The sequence below is a fragment of the Corynebacterium macginleyi genome (assembly GCF_003688935.1).
GTDB lineage: Bacteria > Actinomycetota > Actinomycetes > Mycobacteriales > Mycobacteriaceae > Corynebacterium > Corynebacterium macginleyi.
Genome location: NZ_REGE01000004.1, coordinates 69,647 through 90,318 on the forward strand (window position 1 = coordinate 69,647; position 20,672 = coordinate 90,318).

Annotated in this window: 17 protein-coding genes, 1 tRNA gene and 1 other RNA gene; 9 read left to right on the plus strand and 10 right to left on the minus strand. The window is 61.3% G+C overall.

The window, feature by feature from the left end; translation table 11 throughout:
- Positions 1 to 159: 159 nt before the first annotated feature.
- Positions 160 to 248, minus strand: a tRNA-Ser gene (locus tag D9V82_RS04605).
- A gap of 219 nt (positions 249 to 467) precedes the next feature.
- On the opposite strand from D9V82_RS04605, the gene ffs reads away from it, so the two are divergent.
- The 6 genes from ffs to D9V82_RS04635 all read left to right on the plus strand — a co-directional run bounded on the left by ffs (position 468) and on the right by D9V82_RS04635 (position 6,089).
- An RNA gene (gene ffs, locus D9V82_RS04610) (signal recognition particle sRNA small type) lies at positions 468 to 564 on the plus strand.
- 63 nt (positions 565 to 627) lie between these two features.
- Positions 628 to 1,899 (plus strand): aspartate aminotransferase type Ic, encoded by a 1,272-nt coding sequence (locus tag D9V82_RS04615; protein WP_121911215.1) that lies wholly within the window; start codon positions 628 to 630, stop codon positions 1,897 to 1,899.
- Positions 1,853 to 2,446 carry a hypothetical protein gene (locus D9V82_RS04620; protein WP_244208155.1) on the plus strand — a complete coding sequence of 198 codons (594 nt, stop codon included), beginning with the start codon at positions 1,853 to 1,855 and terminating at the stop codon, positions 2,444 to 2,446. The genes D9V82_RS04615 and D9V82_RS04620 overlap by 47 nt, the downstream gene beginning before the upstream one ends.
- 18 nt (positions 2,447 to 2,464) lie before the next feature.
- Positions 2,465 to 4,924 carry a DNA polymerase III subunit gamma and tau gene (locus D9V82_RS04625; protein WP_121911219.1) on the plus strand — a complete coding sequence of 820 codons (2,460 nt, stop codon included), beginning with the start codon at positions 2,465 to 2,467 and terminating at the stop codon, positions 4,922 to 4,924.
- Between the two features lie 67 nt (positions 4,925 to 4,991).
- Positions 4,992 to 5,360 (plus strand): YbaB/EbfC family nucleoid-associated protein, encoded by a 369-nt coding sequence (locus D9V82_RS04630; RefSeq protein WP_121911221.1) that lies wholly within the window; start codon positions 4,992 to 4,994, stop codon positions 5,358 to 5,360.
- Positions 5,361 to 5,432: 72 nt separating this feature from the next.
- Positions 5,433 to 6,089: a recombination mediator RecR gene (locus D9V82_RS04635; RefSeq protein WP_121911222.1), complete on the plus strand. Its 657-nt coding sequence runs from the start codon at positions 5,433 to 5,435 to the stop codon at positions 6,087 to 6,089.
- 63 nt (positions 6,090 to 6,152) lie between these two features.
- Here D9V82_RS04635 and D9V82_RS04640 read toward each other — a convergent pair whose 3' ends face one another.
- The 6 genes from D9V82_RS04640 to leuA form a co-directional block, all read right to left on the minus strand.
- Positions 6,153 to 7,244, minus strand: coding sequence for an HNH endonuclease signature motif containing protein (locus D9V82_RS04640; protein ID WP_121911223.1), 1,092 nt, complete (start codon positions 7,242 to 7,244; stop codon positions 6,153 to 6,155).
- Between the two features lie 135 nt (positions 7,245 to 7,379).
- The gene (locus tag D9V82_RS04645; RefSeq protein ID WP_121911225.1) at positions 7,380 to 8,153 is read right to left on the minus strand and encodes a type 1 glutamine amidotransferase; all 774 of its coding nucleotides are present in this window, start codon (positions 8,151 to 8,153) and stop codon (positions 7,380 to 7,382) included.
- The gene (locus D9V82_RS04650; RefSeq protein WP_121911227.1) at positions 8,146 to 9,423 is read right to left on the minus strand and encodes a Mur ligase family protein; all 1,278 of its coding nucleotides are present in this window, start codon (positions 9,421 to 9,423) and stop codon (positions 8,146 to 8,148) included. The genes D9V82_RS04645 and D9V82_RS04650 overlap by 8 nt, the downstream gene beginning before the upstream one ends.
- 27 nt (positions 9,424 to 9,450) lie before the next feature.
- The gene (locus D9V82_RS04655) at positions 9,451 to 10,551 is read right to left on the minus strand and encodes an exonuclease domain-containing protein (RefSeq protein ID WP_183129433.1); all 1,101 of its coding nucleotides are present in this window, start codon (positions 10,549 to 10,551) and stop codon (positions 9,451 to 9,453) included.
- Between the two features lie 423 nt (positions 10,552 to 10,974).
- Positions 10,975 to 11,757, minus strand: coding sequence for a hypothetical protein (locus D9V82_RS04660; RefSeq protein WP_121911231.1), 783 nt, complete (start codon positions 11,755 to 11,757; stop codon positions 10,975 to 10,977).
- A 34-nt stretch (positions 11,758 to 11,791) separates the two neighbouring features.
- Positions 11,792 to 13,609, minus strand: a complete 1,818-nt coding sequence (leuA, locus tag D9V82_RS04665) for a 2-isopropylmalate synthase (RefSeq protein WP_121911233.1) — start codon at positions 13,607 to 13,609, stop codon at positions 11,792 to 11,794.
- 276 nt (positions 13,610 to 13,885) lie between these two features.
- Here leuA and D9V82_RS04670 point away from each other — a divergent pair, with 276 nt between their 5' ends.
- Entirely contained in the window at positions 13,886 to 14,956 is a 1,071-nt protein-coding gene (locus tag D9V82_RS04670) for a glycosyltransferase family protein (RefSeq protein ID WP_121911332.1), read from the plus strand.
- Here D9V82_RS04670 and D9V82_RS04675 read toward each other — a convergent pair.
- Positions 14,953 to 15,795, minus strand: coding sequence for a DMT family transporter (locus D9V82_RS04675; protein WP_239088621.1), 843 nt, complete (start codon positions 15,793 to 15,795; stop codon positions 14,953 to 14,955). The two genes, D9V82_RS04670 and D9V82_RS04675, sit on opposite strands and share 4 nt — an antisense overlap.
- Positions 15,796 to 16,048: 253 nt before the next feature.
- Here D9V82_RS04675 and D9V82_RS04680 point away from each other — a divergent pair, with 253 nt between their 5' ends.
- Together D9V82_RS04680 and D9V82_RS04685 are read left to right on the plus strand one after the other, a co-directional pair.
- On the plus strand, positions 16,049 to 17,314 hold the full coding sequence (locus D9V82_RS04680) for an aspartate kinase (protein WP_121911236.1): 1,266 nt from the start codon (positions 16,049 to 16,051) through the stop codon (positions 17,312 to 17,314).
- A gap of 55 nt (positions 17,315 to 17,369) precedes the next feature.
- Positions 17,370 to 18,401 carry an aspartate-semialdehyde dehydrogenase gene (locus D9V82_RS04685; RefSeq protein ID WP_121911238.1) on the plus strand — a complete coding sequence of 344 codons (1,032 nt, stop codon included), beginning with the start codon at positions 17,370 to 17,372 and terminating at the stop codon, positions 18,399 to 18,401.
- A gap of 70 nt (positions 18,402 to 18,471) precedes the next feature.
- Here the strand turns inward: D9V82_RS04685 and D9V82_RS04690 are convergent, their stop codons facing one another.
- Positions 18,472 to 19,830 carry a YkvI family membrane protein gene (locus tag D9V82_RS04690; RefSeq protein WP_121911240.1) on the minus strand — a complete coding sequence of 453 codons (1,359 nt, stop codon included), beginning with the start codon at positions 19,828 to 19,830 and terminating at the stop codon, positions 18,472 to 18,474.
- 260 nt (positions 19,831 to 20,090) lie between these two features.
- Positions 20,091 to 20,633, minus strand: coding sequence for an RNA polymerase sigma factor (locus tag D9V82_RS04695; protein ID WP_121911242.1), 543 nt, complete (start codon positions 20,631 to 20,633; stop codon positions 20,091 to 20,093).
- Between the last annotated feature and the right edge of the window lie 39 nt (positions 20,634 to 20,672).

Here is a 20,672-nt window from a genome sequence, read left to right on the forward strand (position 1 = left end):
TACAGAGTTAATGAGGTGCAGTGCGCGCGACCACAAAAGGAAATCGGGGTTTTCGCCGAGGGCCAAGACATGGGGAGAGCACCAGTGAGGTACTTTAAGGGAAAGGTTTTGAGTGTAGAAATGCGAAAATCCCGACTCTTTTAGAGCCGGGATTTCCAGTGGCGGAGGATGTGGGATTTGAACCCACGAGGGGCGTGAACCCCGCACGCGTTCCAGGCGTGTGACATAGGCCGCTAGTCGAATCCTCCAAGAGGAAACATTAGCAGCCGTGGCAATTAGAATGCCAATCGCCTGGTCAGATTCATTTTCGGGGCGCATATTAGTTGTGGCGGGCTAGGGTGGCGCACTCGCCGCACTGCTGCGGCCTGCCGATGCCGCTCGCCTCCTCCCGCAGCCTTCTGTCCCACTCCGGCAGACGTCTGGAAGCGAAGTATTTGGCTAATGTGGACTGCGGGCGTTAGAGTGGTAGCAGGATTCCGCGTGGCGTCCATCCTCTGAACTCCCCCAGGGCAGGAATGCAGCAAGGGTCAGGAGGCTCTGACGGGTGCGCGGGGTCCCTTTTTTATGCAGGGTGCGTTAGTATTGGTGGCTAAACGTCGCACCACAATACGGAAGGTAGACATACTAATGTCGCTTCTCACTCTGGAATCGCCCGCCCTGGCAGACCTTGCTGCGCAAGTTCGTGAAGAATATGCGGACCTAAAAGCAAAGGGCTTGCAGCTGGATCTGACCCGGGGCAAGCCATCGCAGGCACAGCTTGACCTCTCCAATGCGCTATTGGCGCTACCGGGAGAGGGACACTACACCGATGCTGGCGGTGCTGACCTGCGCAACTACGGCAACCTAAAGGGCGTGAAGAAGCTGCGCGAGTTGTGGGGCGAGCTTATCAATATTGACCCAGAGCTCCTGCTGGCAGGCGATAGCTCCTCGCTTAACATCATGTTCGACCTGATTTCTTGGTCCCATACCTTCGGCAACAATGATTCGCCACGTCCGTGGAATGAGGAAGAAAACGTCAAGTGGATCTGCCCCGTCCCCGGCTATGACCGCCACTTCGCCATCACGGAGCTCTTCGGCTTCGAATTGGTGACGGTGCCGTTGGAAGATGACGGACCAGACGTCGAGGCTATCGCGGAGCTCGTTAAAGACCCGCAGGTCAAAGGTATGTGGCTCATCCCCATGTTCTCCAACCCCTCCGGCGCGATCATTTCGGAGGAAAAGACCCGCCGCCTGGCAGAAATGAACACCGCGGCGCCCGATTTTCGCATTGTGTGGGATAACGCCTATGCCGTGCACACGCTAACGGAGGACTTTCCGGAAATCTTGCCGGTGCTAGACATCGCCAAGCAGAGCGGACACCCCAACCGCTTCTGGGCCATGTCCTCGAGCTCCAAGGTCACCTTCGCGGGCTCCGGCGTGAGCTTTTTTGGCTCTTCTGCCGAGAATCTCGACTGGTACCTGGCGCATGCGGGTATCCGCGGCATTGGTCCGAATAAGATTAATCAGTTCGCCCACGCTGAGTTCTTTGGTTCCGCGGACGGTGTGCGCGAGCTGATGCGCCGCCACGCCGAACTGTTGGCACCTAAGTTTGCTGCCGCGCGCCGCATCCTCGATCAACGCCTGAGCGAATACGGCGTCGCGGAATGGACCAACCCGGAGGGCGGCTACTTCATCTCCATGGACGTCGTTGACGGCACTGCCACTCGCGTGTGGGAGCTAGCCAAGGAGGCCGGCATCGTGCTTACCAAGGCTGGCGCGGCTTACCCGCACGGTCGTGATGAGAATGACCGCAATATCCGCCTTGCGGTCACGCTGCCACCGCAGGAGGAGATCGAGGAGGCCATCGACGGCGTTGCCACCTGCGTGCTGCTGGCAGCCATCGAAAAAGCGGAGGGCTAAAATCAACGCCGACGAATCCGCCGTGTGGCTCAGCGGCGTTATCCCGGCTCCTTTGGAGTTTCGCTACGTCGACGGGCGCAGGCTGGGTTTCGCCACGCTTGGCGATGCCCTATCCCTTGCCCTTACCACCACCTTCAACGGCGTCGACACCGGGCTGCGTAGTGATGCCGCTGGCCTGGATGTACGCTGCGAACTGGTTACGGTAGCGCGCGTGGGCCATCCTGAAGTCGCCGCTGCCGTGGGAGCTGCGGCCGCGAAGCTGGAAAAGGCTGGCGGCTTCTTGCCTGCGCAACCCGGTATCTTGCTGCCATCGCTCCTCGATCTCCCCGGCAAGCCGACTGTGCACCACGGGCTGCTCATCGCCCCGTACCTGTGGGGAGGGCAGACGCCGCAATACCGCGAGGACAACCGTCTGACGCTCGTACTGCAGCTGGTCATGTTGACGGATGCGGAATATGCGTTTGGGGTGGAAGAGGGAGTAGGCAAGCTGCAGGACGTCGTGGCCGAGCAGGATATTGACCTGCTGGACTGGTCGCGCGAGGGTTAGCCGGTAAACTGGCTAACCGTGGCTTTATACCGGAAATACCGTCCAGCAACGTTTGCCGAGGTCGTGGGGCAAGAGCAGGTCACCACGCCGCTAGCTGCCGCCCTCGACGCGGGGCGCATTAACCACGCTTACCTCTTTTCCGGCCCGCGCGGCTGCGGTAAGACGTCTTCGGCGCGGATTATGGCGCGGTCGCTCAACTGCGAGCACGGACCCACGTCGACGCCATGCGGCACGTGCGATTCGTGTGTGTCACTCGCGCCGGGTGGCCCGGGTAATCTAGACGTGACGGAGCTCGACGCCGCCTCTCACAATGGCGTGGAGGACATGCGCGAGCTGCGCGACCGCGCTTACTACGCGCCAGCGGAATCGCGCTATCGCATTTTCATCATCGACGAGGCACACATGATTTCCCCCTCCGGCGCCAATGCGCTGCTCAAGGTGGTGGAAGAGCCGCCGGAGCACGTCATTTTTATCTTTGCGACGACGGAGCCGGAAAAGATCATCGGCACCATTCGCTCCCGTACGCACCACTATCCTTTCCGCCTGCTTACTCCGCCTGCGATGAAGGGTTTGCTGCACAAGACCGTGGCTGCCGAGGGGGTGCAGGTTGAAGAGGCCGTCTATCCCATGGTCATCGAGGCTGGCGGCGGTTCTCCGCGTGATACCCTGTCGCTGCTGGACCAGCTATTGGCCGGCGCGGGTCCCGATGGCCTGACCTATAATCTCGCGCGCCCTCTGCTCGGGGTTACGGACGTCACACTTCTCGATGACACCATCGCCACCCTTGCCGCAAACGACAAAGCCGGCCTTTTCGCACAAATCGATAACGTCATCGAGGCCGGCCACGACCCCCGGCGGTTCGCGGTGGATCTACTCGACCGTTTGCGGGATCTCATGATCCTGCAGGCCGTGCCGGGAGCCATCGATGCCGGCCTGGTTTCCGCGCCCACTGACCGCGCCGAGGTGCTTACCGCCCAAGCACAGAGGTTTTCCGGCCCGCAGTTGACTTATCTTGCCTCCACCGTCAATGACCGCATCAGCAATCTGACCGGGGCTACCTCACCGCGCCTGTTGCTTGAGATCATGTGCGCGCACCTGCTCATTGGTACCGCTCCCGGTGCGGCACCGGGTGCAGCCCTCGGCACTTTATCCGCAGCCCAGCCAGGACAATTGCCGCAGCCTGCCCAACCCAGCGGTGCTCCGCAATCCGTACCGGCGAGCCAGCCCAACCATGCTGGCCAAGTGGCGCAGTCGGCGCAATCAGCTCAGTCGTCACAGACAGCGCAGGTAGGCCAAGCAGGACAACCAGGCCAGTCGGTGTCCTCTGCGGGAAATACCCCGGCTTTTTCGGGAGCTCAAGACCCGCAGTCGGCAGCGGCCGCCATCATTGCGCGACGCCGTGCAAAGTCCCAGGCTCAGTACAACCCGGCGGTGTCGGTCGCCGACGCACAGTCGGCACCGGACACACCGACTGAGCAGGTTACGAAGCCGAGCGCGGTGCGCACGCAGTCGGAGCAGCAGGAACAAGCTGGGTGGGCTGGGCAGCAGTCCGTGCAATCGCAATCTGGCGAGCCATCTACGCAGGCCGCGTCGGCTACCGGGCGAGGCGGCGAAGTAGAAACCGACGATGGCGCGGATTCATGGGGACAGGAGAGACAAGTCCCACAGAATGCGCCAACCCGCGGCAACGGACAGGTGGAACCGCTGGAGAAACCGGTGCCGGCGACGCCGCAACAGCAGGAAGGGCCGGATCAATCCCCGGCAGAACAAACGCCACAACAACAGGCACACCGGGAAGCGGGGGGATCAGCAAGCGGCAATGATGCTGACTTCGTGGATATAGTGAAAAGGAAATGGGTGGAGCTAAGGGGGAGTGTCGGCAAGCGTAATAAGGTCGCAGAAATCATGCTTGCCGAAGCCCGCGTGCTTGGGTTCCGCGATAATACACTGACGCTGGGGCATACCACCGGTGCGCTGGCCGAGCGCATCAATGCTTCGGCAAATAATTCCGTCATCGTGGACGTGCTTCGTGAGGAATTCCAACGGGATATTGATGTCAATTGCGTGGTGGGCACGGATCCCCAGACCGCCGGGTTCGATGCGCCACGGGCTCCGCAAAGTAAACCGGAATGGAATCCCAACGCGCCCGCACGCGAGCCGAGCGACGATAAGGAGGCGGAGAGTAAGCCCGGCTGGCGATCCCGCATCGTCAAGGCAACCGAGGCGGCGAAGCAACGTGATGAAGAATTTACGCGCACGCCGCAATTTAGCAATGGGGTGCCGCTGCCGCCCGAGCCTGAACCGGAAGATAGCCCCGCTAACGAGCCGCCGCCAGAAGAACCGCCGGCCTATACCCGCGATGACGAAGAACGCGACATGGTCGAAGCCGCACAGTCCGCAGGCGAAATGGACCACCGCAGCGCCACTGAGATAGCGATAGAGCTCGTAGAAAAGGAACTAGGCGCACGCCGTGTATAGGATTGTGGCACTGTAGACTCGGGCGGTAGCAAATCTACAGCGGATTTATCGAGAGAGGATGAAAGATATGGCTGAACAAGATTCCACCCCACAACCCAATGACATGAATGACCTCATTGCGCAGGCCGCGCGGGTGCAGGCGGAGCTGCAAAAGGCGCAGGAAGAAATCCTGGCTGCCAAGGTTGAGGGCAGCGCGGGCAATGGCCTGGTTAAGGTGACCATGACCGGTGGCGCCGAGCTGGTAGACCTGCAGATTGATAAGTCTGTGGTTGACCCTGAGGACATTGATACGCTGCAGGACTTGGTGATGGGCGCGTTTAAGGATGCCCATGCCGCTGCAGGCAAGTTGGCACAAGAAAAGATTGGTCCCTTGTCCCAGGGTATGGGCGGCCAGGGTGGACCGTCGATGGATGACGTGTTCGGCGGCAATTTCTAACTGCGCGATATTCTAAAAAGGCCGTTGCCTCGATGATGGGGCCGCGGCCTTGACGTAATTTTGGGAGTTGTGGTGTTTGAAGGACCTTTACAGGACCTTATTGACGAGTTTTCGCGCCTGCCGGGCATCGGCCCTAAGTCGGCGCAGCGTATAGCGTTCCATGTGTTGCACATGGAACCGGAGGATATTGAGCGCCTGCAAAATGCCTTAGGCGGGGTGCGCGACGGCGTTACTTTTTGCCGCATTTGTTGCAATATTTCCCGCGAGGATGTGTGTCGGATTTGCATTAATTCGCAGCGCGACGCCTCGACTATCTGCGTTGTGGAGGAGCCGAAGGACATCCAGGTTATTGAACGTACGGGTGAGTACGAGGGTCGCTACCACGTCCTTGGTGGTGCATTAGACCCACTGGCCAATGTTGGGCCGAGGGATTTGAATATTTCCACGCTCCTTCAGCGGCTGGGTGGGGTGCTGCCGGATAGAGAGTTGGCGGATTCCACGTCACAATCCCCGGTTTATGACGACACCCCCACCATCCGCGAAGTCATCCTCGCAACCGATCCAAATACGGAGGGTGAGGCCACCGCGGCATACCTGGTGCGGTTATTGCGGGACTTTCCCGATTTGAAGATCACCAGATTGGCCTCCGGCATGCCGCTCGGAGGCGATTTGGAATTCGTGGACGAGCTCACTTTGTCTCGTGCGCTCTCGGGGCGCTTGACCGTTTAGGAGTCTGCGGCACCGATCGCGGTGTCGTTCGGGATTGGCCCGAGCAATGTGGTTTCTTGGTTTTTAAGGCACGGCGGCGGTCGGCCCGCGTGGCGCGCGACCGGTAAAGACTGGGAGAGGTGCATCCGACTCCGGCTGCGGCGCCGAATGCGGTGGTCCGCCTGAATTCAGCGGGTCAGCTGGCTGGGCTGGCTGGTCCGCGTGGCGGGGATTCGGCGGCAGCCAGGCGACGCGCCCGTTGATGCGCGCCATTCGCCCGCGCCCCGGAAGACCATTGATGGCATTGTGGTAGGGGCACAAAAGACACATATTTGCCGGGTGGGTGTGGCCACCGCGTACGTATTCGAAGATGTGGTGGGCTTGGCATTCGTCGGCGGGGCGCCGGCAAGCTGGCCAGGCGCACCGTGCGCCTTCGGCCTCGAGCATGCGGCGCTGTTTGGCGGAGGCGTGCCGGGCGCGGTAGAGGTTAACGGGGCCTTCCGCGGGGTGGATGAGGGTGAAAAACCCGGCGCTGGCGAGTGTGCGGCGGATGAGGTCCGCGCCGGTGATGGTGGCACCATTGGTCATGGCGAGGCGGACCTCCGAGCCCTCGCCGCGCAAAATCTTCAGATAATCCGGCAGCTCGATGATGACATTGGTAGACACCCTGGCCGGTGCGACGGCGCGGGAACCGGTGAGCCAGGCTAGGGGATCGTCCTTCGCGGTGGCCCAAATATCGGCCATTTGGGCAGCAGGGCCGGTAAAACTCAGCGTGGTTTTCTCGCCGTGCAGGATGCGGCGCCCGCCGTCTTCACGTTCGGGCGGCGGGGCGATATCGCGCAGCAAGCGCGTGGCGACGCGGGAAATATCGGCGGTGTTTCCGGCGGTGGAGCAGAGGGTTTCGCGGAAGCGCCAGCGCTCGGTGGGATTTTTTACCCGCTGGGAACGACGCGCGATGAGCGCGAGCGTGGTTAGGCTGTGCTGGTTGCGGCGTGCGGCGGCTAGGGCGCGGCGTTGATAGCGCGCGTGGCTGGTGGGCGCGAGGAAAGCCTCGGCGGTGCGGCGTAGCTCGCGCGCTTGATCCGCAGGAAGGGGCAGGTCAGCGGCGGCGTAGGCCTCTTCGATCAGGTCTACGCCGCGCGTGGCGATATCCCCCAGCTGTTCCAATAACGTCATGTCCCGCAGCCTAGGGGCGGATTTTGACTGTCACAAAGCGACCGCGCCCGGCCTGTGGATAACTTCGCTCAATACGGCCCTTTTGGCTTAATTTGGACGGTAAAGCCCACAAATTGGGGAAGTTATCCACAGGTTCTAGCGCTGGGAACGCGGCGGCTCGGAGGCATTGAACCGCTCGGTGCGCAGGCGGTCTATCGCGGGTATGTCCAGCGGATCAAGATCCGCGAGTGAGATGCCCATGGCCTGGGCGAGGAGCAGATCCGCGAGCTGCGGGTTGCGGGCTAGGGCCGGGCCATGCATGTAGGTGGCGATGACGCTGCCCTGCACGGCGCCTTCGTAGGTGCGCTGGGCGGAACCATCGGCAAGGTCCGCTGTGGCGGCCTGGTCGGCGTTGCCGTTGCCGCGGGTCAGCGTGCCCAGCGGGCGGGCAGACGGGCCAAGGATGGTCGCGCCCAAGTGGTTTTCGAAGCCGGTGAGCGGCTCGGTGAGATCTGCGGTCACGCCGGCGCCGGTCGGGGTGGAAGCAACCTCGCCGATGGCGCGGTCTTGCATGCCGGCGGTGGTGGCATCGATAAGTCCGACGCCGTCGATAACCCGGCCGGAGGCGCGGAAGGACTCGCCGAGGACCTGCAGGCCGGCGCAAATGGCTAAGATGGGGCGTCCGGAATTGGCGGCGCGGGTCAGCCCGCCATCAGCAATGAGGTGGTTTGCTGCAAGAATTTGCGCGGTGTCTTCGCCGCCGCCGATGGTATAAATATCCAGCGTTTCGGGCACCGGTTCGCCAAGCCGAATGGGGTGAATCTCGGCGTCGAGGCCGCGCATACGGGCGCGCTGGCGCAGTACGAGGGCGTTGCCGTCATCGCCGTAGGTACCGAGGACATCGGGAAGCACTAGGCCGATATTAAGCATTCTTAGCCTCCTTGGACAGGGCCTTTTTCAGATCGCGGAAGGCGGTGTAATTGGCAAGGACCTCGATGCGGCCCTGCGGGCACGCGGCGAGCGCATCCATGGGGTCCGGGATAAGCTCGTGGGTGATATCCGCGTAGACGAGGCGGACGGCAAGGTCTGTGCCGCGCTCGCCGGCGGCCTTGACGCTCAGCCCGTTAAAGCCCTCGAATTTCACGTCCCAGAGCCAGGACATGTCGATGCCATCGGCAACCTGCCCGTTGGTGGCGATGACCAGCCCGGCGGCGCTGCGGTCCACCATGGATAAGGCCTCTTGCCAGCCGGCGGGGTTCTTGGCCAGCAACAGGCGAACCTCGCGGCCCTTCCACTGGATGGTGGAATACCGGCCGGCGACATCGTCGATGCTTTCCGCTGCGGTAATAGCACGGTCGAGGCCCACGCCGAAGCCCTCGACGGCCGCCGCGATGGCCTGCGCTGCGTTCCCGCGATTGGCGCGGCCCGGCAGCGCCAGGTTCAGCGGGCGCTTTGCGGTGGGCGTAATGATGGCATGCTTGTCGATGCACCATGTTGGCTGCGGGCGGCGGAACTCGCGGCCATCGGCAAGCGGCTTTACGGCGTACCAGTCATCTTTGGTGCGCACGACGTGGCCGCCGGTGCGCGGGCAGGTGACGGAATCGCCGAGCCAGCCGGCACCGGCAGAGACCCAAATGACGTTCTTGGCGTCATAGGCCACTGACGTCATGAGCACGTCATCGCAATTGGCGATGACTAACATGTCGGGGTGGGATTCCACGGCGCCGCGGAGGGCGCGCTCGATTTTGTTGATCTCGCCAACGCGATCGAGCTGATCGCGGGTGAGGTTGAGCAGCACAAGCGCCTGCGGGTTGAGGTTATCGGCTACGTGGGGCACGTGCAGCTCGTCAACCTCGAGGACGAGGTGTGAGGCGTCCCTGCCTGCCATGAGCGCGGAGATAATGCCGGCGTCCATATTATCGCCGCCGTCGTTGGTGGCCACGGTGTACTCGGTGCGGACCGCGGCGGCGAGCATGCGCGTGGTGGTGGACTTGCCATTGGTGCCGGTGACGAGCACGGCAGGGCGCCCGCCGCCTAGGTTGGTCATGATGGAGGGATCAATGGCATTGGCGATAAGGCCGCCGATCATTCCGCCGGCGCCCCGGCCGGTGGCGCGGGAAGCGGTGGTGGCCAGCTTCGCGGCGGAGGTCGCGGCGGTGGTGCGTAATTTTTTAAAGGCACCCGGGACTGAAAAACTCATGCCCTCTAGGGTAGCCGGGGAAGTGGCCTAGGCGTTGTTCTTGGGTGTCGAGCCGCCAGAATTTCGCCGACCTCGCCCGCGCCCGCCACGCCTGCGCCGCCGTTTCCGGTTATGTCCTCCGCCCTTCTGCGGGGATTGGCGGCGCGCCGGGGGCTGGGAAGTGGCGGGGCCTTCGATGCGGGTGAGGGCATCGAGAAACGCGGCATCCGACATCAGCGGAATGCCTTTGCGCTGGGCGTGCATGGCCTTGCCTACGAGGTCCGTGGTGACGTTGCACACGACAAGCGATGCCTCGCGGGTGAGCTTCTCCGAGTAATTCAGCTCTTCGCGCATGAGGGCGGAGATAATCGTATCCGGGTCCTCCAGGATTTCGGGTGCCACGACGATTACCATGCCGCGGCGTAGTTCCTTGCCGGGTTCGTATATGCCGGGGTTGTGGTGCTGTACGGGGGCCTCGGCGGCATCGACGCGCACGTGCGAGCGTTGGAGACCAAAGCGATCGGCGCGAAGATCATCCGGGGCATAGCTGCGCACGGGACCGTGCTGTTGGTGCTGGTAGAGCTGGATGAGCAGCTCTGTCTCCTCGCGCGAGGTCTCTTGTTCCGGGCGGCGGGCACGCTCTATCGTTGCCGTGGGAACGGCGTCCAGGCCATTGTTCTGGGCGACGCCTCGCAGGCGCACATCATTCGAACGCACGCCTTGCGCATACGAGGTAGCCAAGGTATCGACGATGCGCACGGGAGTGGGCATGTGGCCTACTTTTTGGTGGCGTCGCTTGCCTTTATTGCGCCCCCGGTGGCGCGCGCGGTTATGACGGGCGGCGGCTATCATGGCGCGGCGTGCCTCAGCGACGATAAAGCCCCAGGTATAGGGGATATCGTGGACGATGAGGGTGCGGCCATCGATAAGCTTATCCAGCGATTTGAGAATCTTGTTAAAGGCCGGTGCCTGCTCGATATCCGCGACGGTCAGCCCGTGCAGGTGGCGCGGTCCGGCGTCGATATCTGGCTTGATCACAGCGTGAAAGCGCTGGCCATAGTTGCCGGCGTTATCAAAAGCCACCGCATCGATGGTGACGATGCGGCCGGTCGAGGGATGGATGCCGGTGGTCTGCAGTGTGAGGGCCACGTAGGGATGCTCAGCGGCGGTCTCGGTCTTTTCTGACTGCTTTTGCGGGCAGCTGTCTGCGGCGGATGTGGCAGGCGGAGCAGCCGGGTTGGCGGGATTTTTTGGCGCCGTGGGCCTACCGGATGGGCGGACGGCACGGCGCGGACGGCGCTGGCCCGGCTTGTGCTGCCGTGTGGCCGACGGTTGCGGGGCGTTTTGTGCCGCGGATTCGGCTGCGGAGTGAGGAGACGCCGGGGCGTGGGTCCTAGCCGCATGCTGAGACGCCATAGTCGCCGGCGAGGGAGCCTGCGGCGACCGTGGGGAGGGGCCAGGTGTGTTAATCATCAGCCTTAGTCTAGTATCCCAGAATTCCTATGGCTGGACAGGGCACGCCGGGCCTTGTCGGTGCCTATTTCGATGCGGCCCTGCCCATTTCGGCAGAACTTACACCGCGATGATGAAGACGAGGAATAGAGTCACCAGCGCCACGAGCGTTATGGCGGCGACCCACCACCCGGTATGGCGCGCGGGCTTTGGGGCAGTCGTTACGGCGCGGAAGCTGCTGGTTTCGAAGGTCTCGGTCGCTGCTTGGGTGGTGGGGGTGGCGACGGCCACGGAGTCCTCGTTAGAGGCTGGCAGCGGGTCACCGGCATACACGCTTAGCACACGATTGTTGCTGCGCGGGGCGTGATAGGCGTGGGCGAGGATAGGCACATCCGTGCAGGCGGGCAACGAGGGACCCGGCGACAGGGTGGTGAGGAATGTGGGGCCGAAGAAGACATCGACGGCAGTGGCGGAAGGCACCAGGTTGACTAGCACGTGCATCCGGGCTTGGGCGGGGATATCGAGATCCGCGGGCAGATCGGTGATATCGATGGGTGGGGCGTAGCCCAGCATCGTATAGGGCCCGCCGGGCGGATTATTCGCCGGCAGGCAGAGACCAGGACGGGGAAGCAGGAGGGTGACGTGGCCATCGGCATGCGGCTGTGCCGTGGCGGCTGGGGTCAGCCCGGCGCGGAAAAGCAGGTCGATCTCGGGGTATTCGGCGCGATCCGCGGCGCTGATGGTGCCGATCGTGTCAGGGGCTTCCACGCTTAAACCGCCCTCCTGGCCGGGAGCCAGGGTGACGGTAAACCCCTCCGTACCCTTCACCGATGCGCCGTGAATGGGTAATGCTTGCACCGCGCCGAGGCCGCGATGTGGAATGAGATAGGTAGAAGAATTCATAGTCGATCTTCTACCATGCCCGCCTACGCCAGTATTAGGCCAACGCGCGGTTTACTGCAGAGGTAATTGCGTTGATAGAGGCGCGGGTCGTGGACCCGGCGATGCCGGCGCCCCAGACCTTGTTGTGGTTAACATCGGCGGCAATGTAGCAGGCGGCCTCGGCGTCATCGCCCGCCGAGCGTGATTGCTGGGAATAGTCGATGACTTCGAAGTCGATGCCCAAGGATTCCAACGCATTAGCGTAGGCGGCAATAGGGCCGTTGCCGGTGCCGGTGACCTTTGATTGCTTGCCGTTGTAGGCCACGGTCGCGGTGACGGTGGCATCGGCATCATCGGCGGAAATATTGTCGATCTCGAAGGATTCCAGGTGCAATGGTGTGGTGCGGTCCAGGAATTCGGTGGTGAAGATGTCCCACATCTTCTGGGAATTGACTTCGCCGCCTTTGGTATCGGTAATTTCCTGCACCACGGCGGAAAAATCCGCCTGCATGGCGCGCGGCATATTGATGCCATGGTCGGTTTTCATAATATAGGCGACACCGCCCTTGCCGGACTGCGAATTGACGCGAATAACGGCCTGGTAATCGCGGCCCACGTCCTTCGGATCGATGGGCAGGTAGGGCACCTCCCACATGGCATCGCGCAGTTCTTCCCAGCTGACGTCGGTAGAATTGGCCTCCGGGTGCACCGTTGCAGCCAGCGCGTCCAGGCCCTTATTGATGGCATCCTGGTGCGAGCCTGAGAAGGCGGTAAAGACCAGTTCGCCGCCGTAGGGGTGGCGCTCTGGAACGCGCAGTTGGTTGCAGTACTCCACGGTTTCACGGATTTTGGGCAGATCGCTAAAGTCGATCTGGGGGTCAATGCCCTGGGTGAGCATGTTCAGGCCCAAGGTCACCAGGTCCACGTTGCCGGTGCGCTCGCCGTTGCCAAACAAGCAGCCTTCGATGCGGTCGGCGCCGGCCATATAGCCCAGTTCGGCGGCGGCGATGCCCTCGCCCCGGTCATTGTGCGGGTGCAGCGAAATCAAGATGGAATCGCGCCGGGCCAGGTTGCGGTCCATCCACTCGATGGAATCTGCGTAGACATTCGGCGAAATCATCTCCACCGTGGACGGCAGGTTGATGATCATCGGGTTTTCGGGACTGGGATCCATAATGGCGACCACGTCATCGCAGACCTCGCGGGCGAAATCCAGTTCAGTGCCGGTGAAGGACTCGGGGGAGTATTCCCAGCGCCAGTTGGTATCGGGGTAGTCGGCGGCGATGAATTTGATGAGCTCGGCGGCATCGGTCGCCAGCTTTTTGATAGCCGGCTTGTCCTTGCGGAAGACCACGCGGCGTTGCAGCTTCGAGGTGGAGTTATAAAAGTGCACGATGACGTTCTTGGCACCGGCACAGGCCTCGAAGGTGCGGCGGATCAGGTGCTCGCGGGCTTGGACGAGGACCTGGATGGTTACGTCCGCGGGAATCTTATCGCCCTCGATGATTTCGCGGACGAAGGTGAAGTCGGTTTGGGAGGCGGACGGGAAGCCCACCTCAATTTCTTTGTAGCCCATCTGCACCAGCAGGTCGAACATACGGTGCTTGCGCTCGGGGCTCATGGGATCTATTAGCGCCTGGTTGCCATCGCGCAGGTCTACTGCGCACCACTGCGGAGCGTGGGTGATCTTCTTGCTCGGCCAGGTGCGGTCCGGCAAATCGATATCCTCGACCTCTATGGAGAAGGGCTGGTAGCGGTCGAAGGGCATGGAGGAGCCGCGCTGCTTATTCCACGCTGGCTGTCCCTCGCGGGGAGGGCCTGCAGGAGTGGTAATTTCACGGGGTGCGCTGATATGAGAATCATTGGGGGACATGGTGTGCGGTTTCCTTAATGTGTTTGGTGCCGGAATGTGCGACGGCCAGCTGGGCTGGGGATTGCCAGACTCCGCGACGGGGCGCTGGCCGTAGGATCAGGCCGAAATCCCGCCGCGGCAGATAAGGAGTAGGTCATTCCGCAATGTCATACCGGTCACACTACAGAGGATCCTACTGCCTAGCAACATATTTCATTCAACGGGATGCGCGAGCAGCTGGCGTACGATGCTGATGTGCCTTTAGCTTTTACCTCTCCCCGTCCCGCAGCAGAGAACATGCTGCGCTGCTGGTTTTATGCTGCGCTCGTGGCGGTTGCGGGAACAACGATTCGGCTTAGCGTGCTCGCGGCGATGGCCGCGGCCCAGGGTGATTCCCTATGGGGGTTGCTGAATAAATGGGATGCCGAATACTACGTGGACATTGCCCGCGCGGGCTATATCGGCGCTGATGGTGCCCCGTCGGAAGAAACTACCCTCGCGTTTTTTCCCGGCTTCCCGCTGGTGGTGCGTGCAGTCAGCAACCTGCTGGGAGCAGATGTTGCGGGTACGGCGATGGCCCTCAATTTCTTTTTCACTATTGCTTTGTCAGCGGGTGTTATGGCGCTGGCTCGGCAGATGGGCATGGGCACGCGCGGTCAGGTGCTCGGCGCGATGGTGGTTAGCAGTGCGCCCATGAGCATCGTTTTTGCCATGCCCTATACGGAGGCACTCTTTGGCGCGCTTGCGATGTGGGCTGTGGTGATGTTGCATGACCAGCGCTGGATTATGGCCGGAGTGCTGATTTTTCTTGCCGCCTTCGTCCGTCTGACCGCGGTGAATCTCATCGTGGTCTTCGCAATCATGGTGTTTTTGCAGGCACGGCGCAGCTGGTGGGCCTGGTTGAGTGTGGTGGTATCGGCGCTGCCCCTGGTTGGCTATATTTGGTGGGCAAATCGCCATTTATCCGGCGCCGGTGGATATTTTGGGCTGCAGGAAAAACACTGGAATTCCGGTTTCGACGGCGGCCGCGCGACGGTGTCCTGGGTGGCAGAGACGCTGACTAGTGCCACGAATGGTGGATATTTGCTCAGCGCTGCGGTGATCATCGCCGCCCCCATCTGCCTGCTGCTGGCCTGGGGGCGCCTGCCGCTGCCGGCCTGGCTATTCGCTGCGGGGTTGATGGCCAATGTGCTGCTTTCCGATGGCATCATGCACTCCCGCCCCCGCCTCTTACTGCCCGCAGCGGTGGTATTGGTGCCGTGGGTGGTTAAGAAGGGGGCATCGGCAAGCGTGGCTGTGGGTGCCTGGGTGCTGTTCGGGGCCTGGTTTTCGGCCTATATGCTGGCCGTATTCGAGTGGGCAATCTAGCTGCGCTGGCTGACTGGACTGCGGGACAAAATGATGGTCGCGGTAATCATGACGCCGAGCGCGGCCAGCATGATAAGCCAGCCGGTGGTGGAATCGATGAGGAATTTCTCGCCCAAGACCATATAGCCCAGGTTGAAGGCGACGATGGGCTCGAAGATAGTCATGGCCGGCAGCGACTTCGCCAGCGGACCGGCGTTAAACGAGTATTGCTGCACCACCGTGCCGGTTAAGGCGAGGCCAATGAGGCCGTAGAACTGCCAGCTGCCCGCCAGGACGCCCAAGCCCTCGTGGGTGAAGATATCGACCACGGCCTTAGAAAGCAGGGCGACAAAACCGTAGATGACGCCGCAAGCGGTGCCCAGGGCAAGCGGGCGTTGCTCGCGAATTTTGTGGCCGGCTACGCCCAACGCAGCTAAGGTGGCCAGGCCCAATAACAGCGCGGGCCACCACTCGCTCCACTCGGGACGGGGATTGCCGGCAACGGGACGGCCGTAGACCACCATCACGCCGACCGCGACAGTTAGCGCGATGGACCAGAACGTCTCGTGTACGGGCATGGGGCGCTTGGCGTACCAGGCCGAAAGCGGCAGGGTAAACATGAGTGAAAGCACCAAAATGGGCTGGACCACCAGCAAGGTACCAAAGCCCAGGGCGACGACCTGGAGGCCATAAGCGAGGACGGCCGCGCCGGTACCGACCCACCATAGGGGGTTGATCATGGCGGAGCGCATGACTGAATCGTCTGCTTCAATCGCGATGCGGTGGCGAACCACGGTGCCCCAAGCAACCGTAAGGGCGGAGGCGAGCGCGAAGAATACAGCGAGAAGGTTGCTTAACACCCGCTCAACGCTAGTAAAAATGGAGCAGATATGCATTTTTGCCCAGCGGCGGTGCGTCCCGCACTTCACCCGCATCGCCGCTTAGCGCGTACGGGGGTGGTGAGTGTGAATAAAATAAAAGTATTGTTTCGGAATTATGATGAGGTGTAGCGCTGTGCGGGGTAGCATAGGAACTTGACTAGTGTCCGACAGGTATTTCTGTGGCGCATCTGCGCCCAGGGTGCCTTTTCAAACGAAAGGTGGCAACCACACCGTGGCCCTGATCGTTCAAAAATACGGCGGCTCCTCCCTCGAATCCGCAGATCGCATCCGCGCGGTAGCGGAGCGGATTGTGGCCACTAAAAAGCAGGGTAATGATGTTGTCGTGGTGTGCTCTGCTATGGGGGACACCACCGATGAACTTCTCGACCTTGCAGCGCAAGTCAATCCTGTTCCCCCACAGCGTGAGATGGATATGCTCCTGACCGCTGGTGAGCGCATATCCAATGCGCTTGTGGCCATGGCGGTGGAGTCCTTGGGTGCGAAGGCCCAGTCCTTTACCGGTTCCCAGGCTGGTGTGCTAACGACTGAGCGTCATGGCAATGCGCGCATCGTTGACGTCACTCCCGGCCGTCTGACCGAGGCCCTAGAGGATGGGAAGATCTGCATTGTCGCCGGCTTCCAGGGCGTGAATAAGGAGTCGCGCGATGTGACCACACTGGGCCGCGGTGGGTCCGATACCACCGCGGTCGCCCTGGCGGCGGCGCTTAAGGCAGATGTGTGTGAGATCTACTCCGATGTCGATGGTGTCTATACCGCCGATCCGCGCATTGTTCCGGATGCGCAAAAGCTAGAACAGCTCTCTTTTGAAGAGATGTTGGAAATGGCCGCCGTAGGATCCAAAATTCTGGTCCTGCGCAGCGTGGAATACGCCCGCGCTTTCAATGTTCCGTTGCGAGTTCGCTCGTCTTATTCAAATGACTCCGGCACGTTAGTGACTGGATCGATGGAGGATATCCCCGTGGAAGAAGCAGTACTTACTGGTGTAGCAACTGATAAATCCGAGGCAAAGGTAACCGTGCTGGGCATCCCAGATCGCCCGGGCGAGGCCGCGAAGCTATTCCGCGTCATCGCCGATGCCGAAATCAATATCGATATGGTGCTGCAAAACGTCTCCTCCTTGGAAGACGGCACCACCGACATCACCTTTACCTGCCCGCGCGCCGATGGCCCCCGCGCGATGGAGCTGTTGAGCAAGCTGCAGTCCGAGGGCGGCTGGTCCAATGTGTTGTACGATGATCAGGTAGGCAAGGTCTCGCTCGTTGGCGCTGGAATGAAGTCCCACCCCGGGGTTACGGCGGACTTTACCGAGGCCCTGCGCGATGTTGGGGTGAACATGGAACTTATTTCCACCTCTGAAATCCGCATCTCCATGCTGACACGCGAGGCAGACTTGGAAAAAGCGGCGCGCGCCCTGCACGATAAATTCCAGCTCGGCGGCGAGGAAGAAGCCACCGTCTATGCTGGAACCGGACGCTAAACCAAAGCAATACCAAGCAGTTCACAGCAGTTCACAGCAATAAAAGAGGAAGACAATGACTACCGTTGCAGTCGTCGGCGCCACCGGCCAGGTCGGCCGCGTGATGCGCTCCATTCTGGAAGAACGCAATTTCCCAGCGGATAAGGTGCGCTTTTTCGCCTCCGCCCGCTCCGCGGGCACCGAGCTGGAGTTCCGCGGCGAGCAAATCACCGTCGAGGACCTGGCTGAGGTCACCGAAGAGGCCGTGGCCGATGTTGATATCGCGCTATTTTCCGCAGGCGGTTCCACCTCCGAGAAATGGGCCCCGGTCTTTGCTGCTGCCGGCGCTATCGTGGTGGATAATTCTTCCGCCTTCCGCAATGACCCGGAGGTTCCACTCGTGGTATCGGAGGTAAACCCCGCGGAAGTGAAGAACCCGCCGAAGGGCATTATCGCCAACCCAAACTGCACTACTATGGCCGCCATGCCGGTGCTCAAGGTGCTGCATGATGCCGCCGGCCTCAACAAGCTGCACGTATCGTCCTATCAGGCGGTATCTGGCTCTGGCCTGGCGGGGGTGCAGACGCTGGCCGCACAGGTCTACAGTGTGGGCGATCACAATGTGAATCTGGTCCACGATGGTTCCGCGCTCGATGATGAGGACCTGGGACCCTACGTTGCACCCATCGCCTATAACGCCCTGCCTTTGGCCGGCGACCTCGTCGATGACGGCAGCAACGAGACCAACGAAGAGCAGAAGCTGCGCAATGAGTCCCGCAAGATTCTGGGCCTGCCGGATCTCAAGGTAGCCGGCACTTGCGTGCGCATCCCCGTTTTTACCGGCCACACCCTAACCATCCACGCGGAGTTCGACAAACCCATCACCCCGGATCAGGCCACCGAGCTGCTGGGCGATGCCCCAGGCGTAACGCTTACTGATGTCCCCACCCCCCTCGCCGCAGCCGGCAAGGACGATTCCTTGGTTGGGCGCATCCGCCAGGATCAGACGGTTGATGATAATAAAGGTCTCGTACTCGTCGTGTCCGGCGATAATCTGCGCAAGGGTGCTGCACTCAATACCATTCAGATCGCAGAACTGTTGGTATAAAGGCTAGAGCCACAGTGCCGGGCAGGGCTGTGAAGCGAGCGTTGCCCGGCGTTTAAAAAGATTCGGTTCCTTAGCCTTCCTCTTTCCTGCCAAAGTCCAAGTCACTATCGGCGGAGGGTACTTCCGGCTTCGTATGCTGGACGTAGGTAACGGAAGGCTCGGGAGCCTCGCGGTCATAGTCGAGTTCATCGTCCTCTTCGAGCTCTTCGTGGATATCCTCGGCGAGGTTATCGATAAATTCCTGTGTGTTCATATTGGATGCCGCGGCCAGCATGCGCAGCTCACGCTCGTTCTTCTTGGTAAAGCGCTGGCGTGGGTCCAGTTTGCGGGCGACGAGATCGTGGGCGCGCATGCGGCGGTCGGATTCATCGGCAAGCATGCCGCGGTTCTTAATGCGGTTATAAACCATCACGACAATCATCAGCAGGCCGAGGTAACCCAGGATGGGGTAGACGTTGCTGACCAGGGACTGGAAACCGATAAAGGACAGGGCAAAGCCGATGATGCAAGATGCCGCATAGACGGGGAAGAAGCGCTGCGGGTTATTGCGGGTCAGGCGCTTGCCCAGGGCGTAGAACATACCGACGGCCGTGTTAAAGACCATGCCGTAGATGACAAAGGTCATCAAGATACCGAGGACCGGGTGGATGCCCGTAATCAGCTTCAGCACCGGCATATCCTCGCCGTTGACGTCCTTGGCCTCAAATAACAGGGCGAAGACGAGCAGAGCCAACAGGATGAGGTAGAGGAAACCACCGATGAGGCCACCTATGCCCACGGCGCGGTTATCCAAGAAGTTACCGCCGATGACGATGGACATGGATACCGCCGTCATGACGTTCAGGCCGGTGTAGTTCAGTGCGGAGAGCCACCAGTTAGGCAGCGAGGTATTGACGTTATCGATGGCCCAGGTATTCAGGGACGCGAAATCCACATTGGCCGTGAGAATGGTGTAGCCGGTGGCGAGCACCACGAAGACGATGATGAACGGGGTGATGGTACCGATGACGCGGGTGACGCGGTCCACGTCCATAAGCCCTACCAGCAGGACGAGGATAAGCATGACGGTCCCGCCGACCCACACGGGGATGCTGGGGAATTGCTGGTTGATATTGGAGCCACCACCGGCGAACATGACGAAGCCGATGGAAAACAGCGTAATAAGGGTGGACCAGTCCAAGATCTTGGCTGTAATTGGTGAAGCGATCTTGTTGTAGACGGCGGTGTGTTCCACCGCTTGGAAATAGGAGCCTAGCTGCAGGATGGATACGCCGGTGACCATCATGAGGGCGGCGGCGAGGGCGATGCCCCACAGGCCCCAGTCACCGAAAGCTACGAAGTACTGCATGGCTTCTTGGCCCGAGGCAAAGCCTGCGCCCACCACGACGCCAATAAACGCCATGGAGATTCCGATTGCGCGTTTAATCATGAGGGGAGAAACTCTCTTACTCACACTCGCCGGGCCCGGCTTTGGGAGCGCGCGGGCCCGGATCGACGGTCGATTTATCACGTGTGTGGATCCAATAAAATCACATTTCACCCGTGACTTCACAGCTGAAATCACGTCACTTTAGTATTTTTCTACCCCGCCGGAGGGACGCATGCGCGCGCTGCGCTGCCCTAATGACCTCTACTCTGATAAGTACTGCGAGAAAAGGATGCGTGCAGGCACTCGAACATTCGGGGGTATTAGCTCGAGCCCTCGATGAGGTCCTTGCGGGCGCGTGCCACGCGGGAACGGATGGTGCCGACGCGGACCCCGGCAATCTTGGCGGCTTCCTCATAGGTATACCCTAGAACCTGGGTGAGGATGAGGGCTTCGCGGCGGTCGGTCGGCAGGGCATCAATAAGCGCGCGGGCATCGATCCAATCGCTCCAGGAACCGGAGTTTTCCGCAACACAGCTCATGGCGTCTTCGTATTTTGTGGCGGACTTGCGGGGGCGGGCCATATCGTGGCGGATATTGTCTACCCACACGCGCCGGGCCAGCGAGAGTAGCCAGGTGCGTGCGGAAGAGCGGGCGGCAAAGCGCGGCAAGGCACCGATGACGCGCAGGTAGGTCTCTTGGGTGAGATCGTCGGCAATTTCGGGGCCGCCCAAGTGGGCGAGGAGGCGCCAGACATCATCCTGGGTGGCCTTGATGAACTCCGTGAGCGCTGCGCGGTCGCCGCGCCCAGCTCGGAGTGCGAGCTCGGTGACGCGGACGTCGTCTGCTGCGGAGTGGTGTGTCACCTGAATGAATCTACCAGTAGCTCTTGCATGTCTACCTCA

Coding starts and splice junctions, on each gene's coding strand:
- D9V82_RS04615 (WP_121911215.1), top strand. CDS start 628: ATGTCGCTTCTCACTCTGGAATCGCCCGCCCTGGCAGACCTTGCTGCG.
- D9V82_RS04630 (WP_121911221.1), top strand. CDS start 4,992: ATGGCTGAACAAGATTCCACCCCACAACCCAATGACATGAATGACCTC.
- D9V82_RS04640 (WP_121911223.1), bottom strand. CDS start 7,244: ATGACGTTATTGGAACAGCTGGGGGATATCGCCACGCGCGGCGTAGAC.
- D9V82_RS04645 (WP_121911225.1), bottom strand. CDS start 8,153: ATGCTTAATATCGGCCTAGTGCTTCCCGATGTCCTCGGTACCTACGGC.
- D9V82_RS04650 (WP_121911227.1), bottom strand. CDS start 9,423: ATGAGTTTTTCAGTCCCGGGTGCCTTTAAAAAATTACGCACCACCGCC.
- D9V82_RS04660 (WP_121911231.1), bottom strand. CDS start 11,757: ATGAATTCTTCTACCTATCTCATTCCACATCGCGGCCTCGGCGCGGTG.
- leuA (WP_121911233.1), bottom strand. CDS start 13,609: ATGTCCCCCAATGATTCTCATATCAGCGCACCCCGTGAAATTACCACT.
- D9V82_RS04670 (WP_121911332.1), top strand. CDS start 13,886: ATGCTGCGCTGCTGGTTTTATGCTGCGCTCGTGGCGGTTGCGGGAACA.
- D9V82_RS04685 (WP_121911238.1), top strand. CDS start 17,370: ATGACTACCGTTGCAGTCGTCGGCGCCACCGGCCAGGTCGGCCGCGTG.
- D9V82_RS04690 (WP_121911240.1), bottom strand. CDS start 19,830: ATGATTAAACGCGCAATCGGAATCTCCATGGCGTTTATTGGCGTCGTG.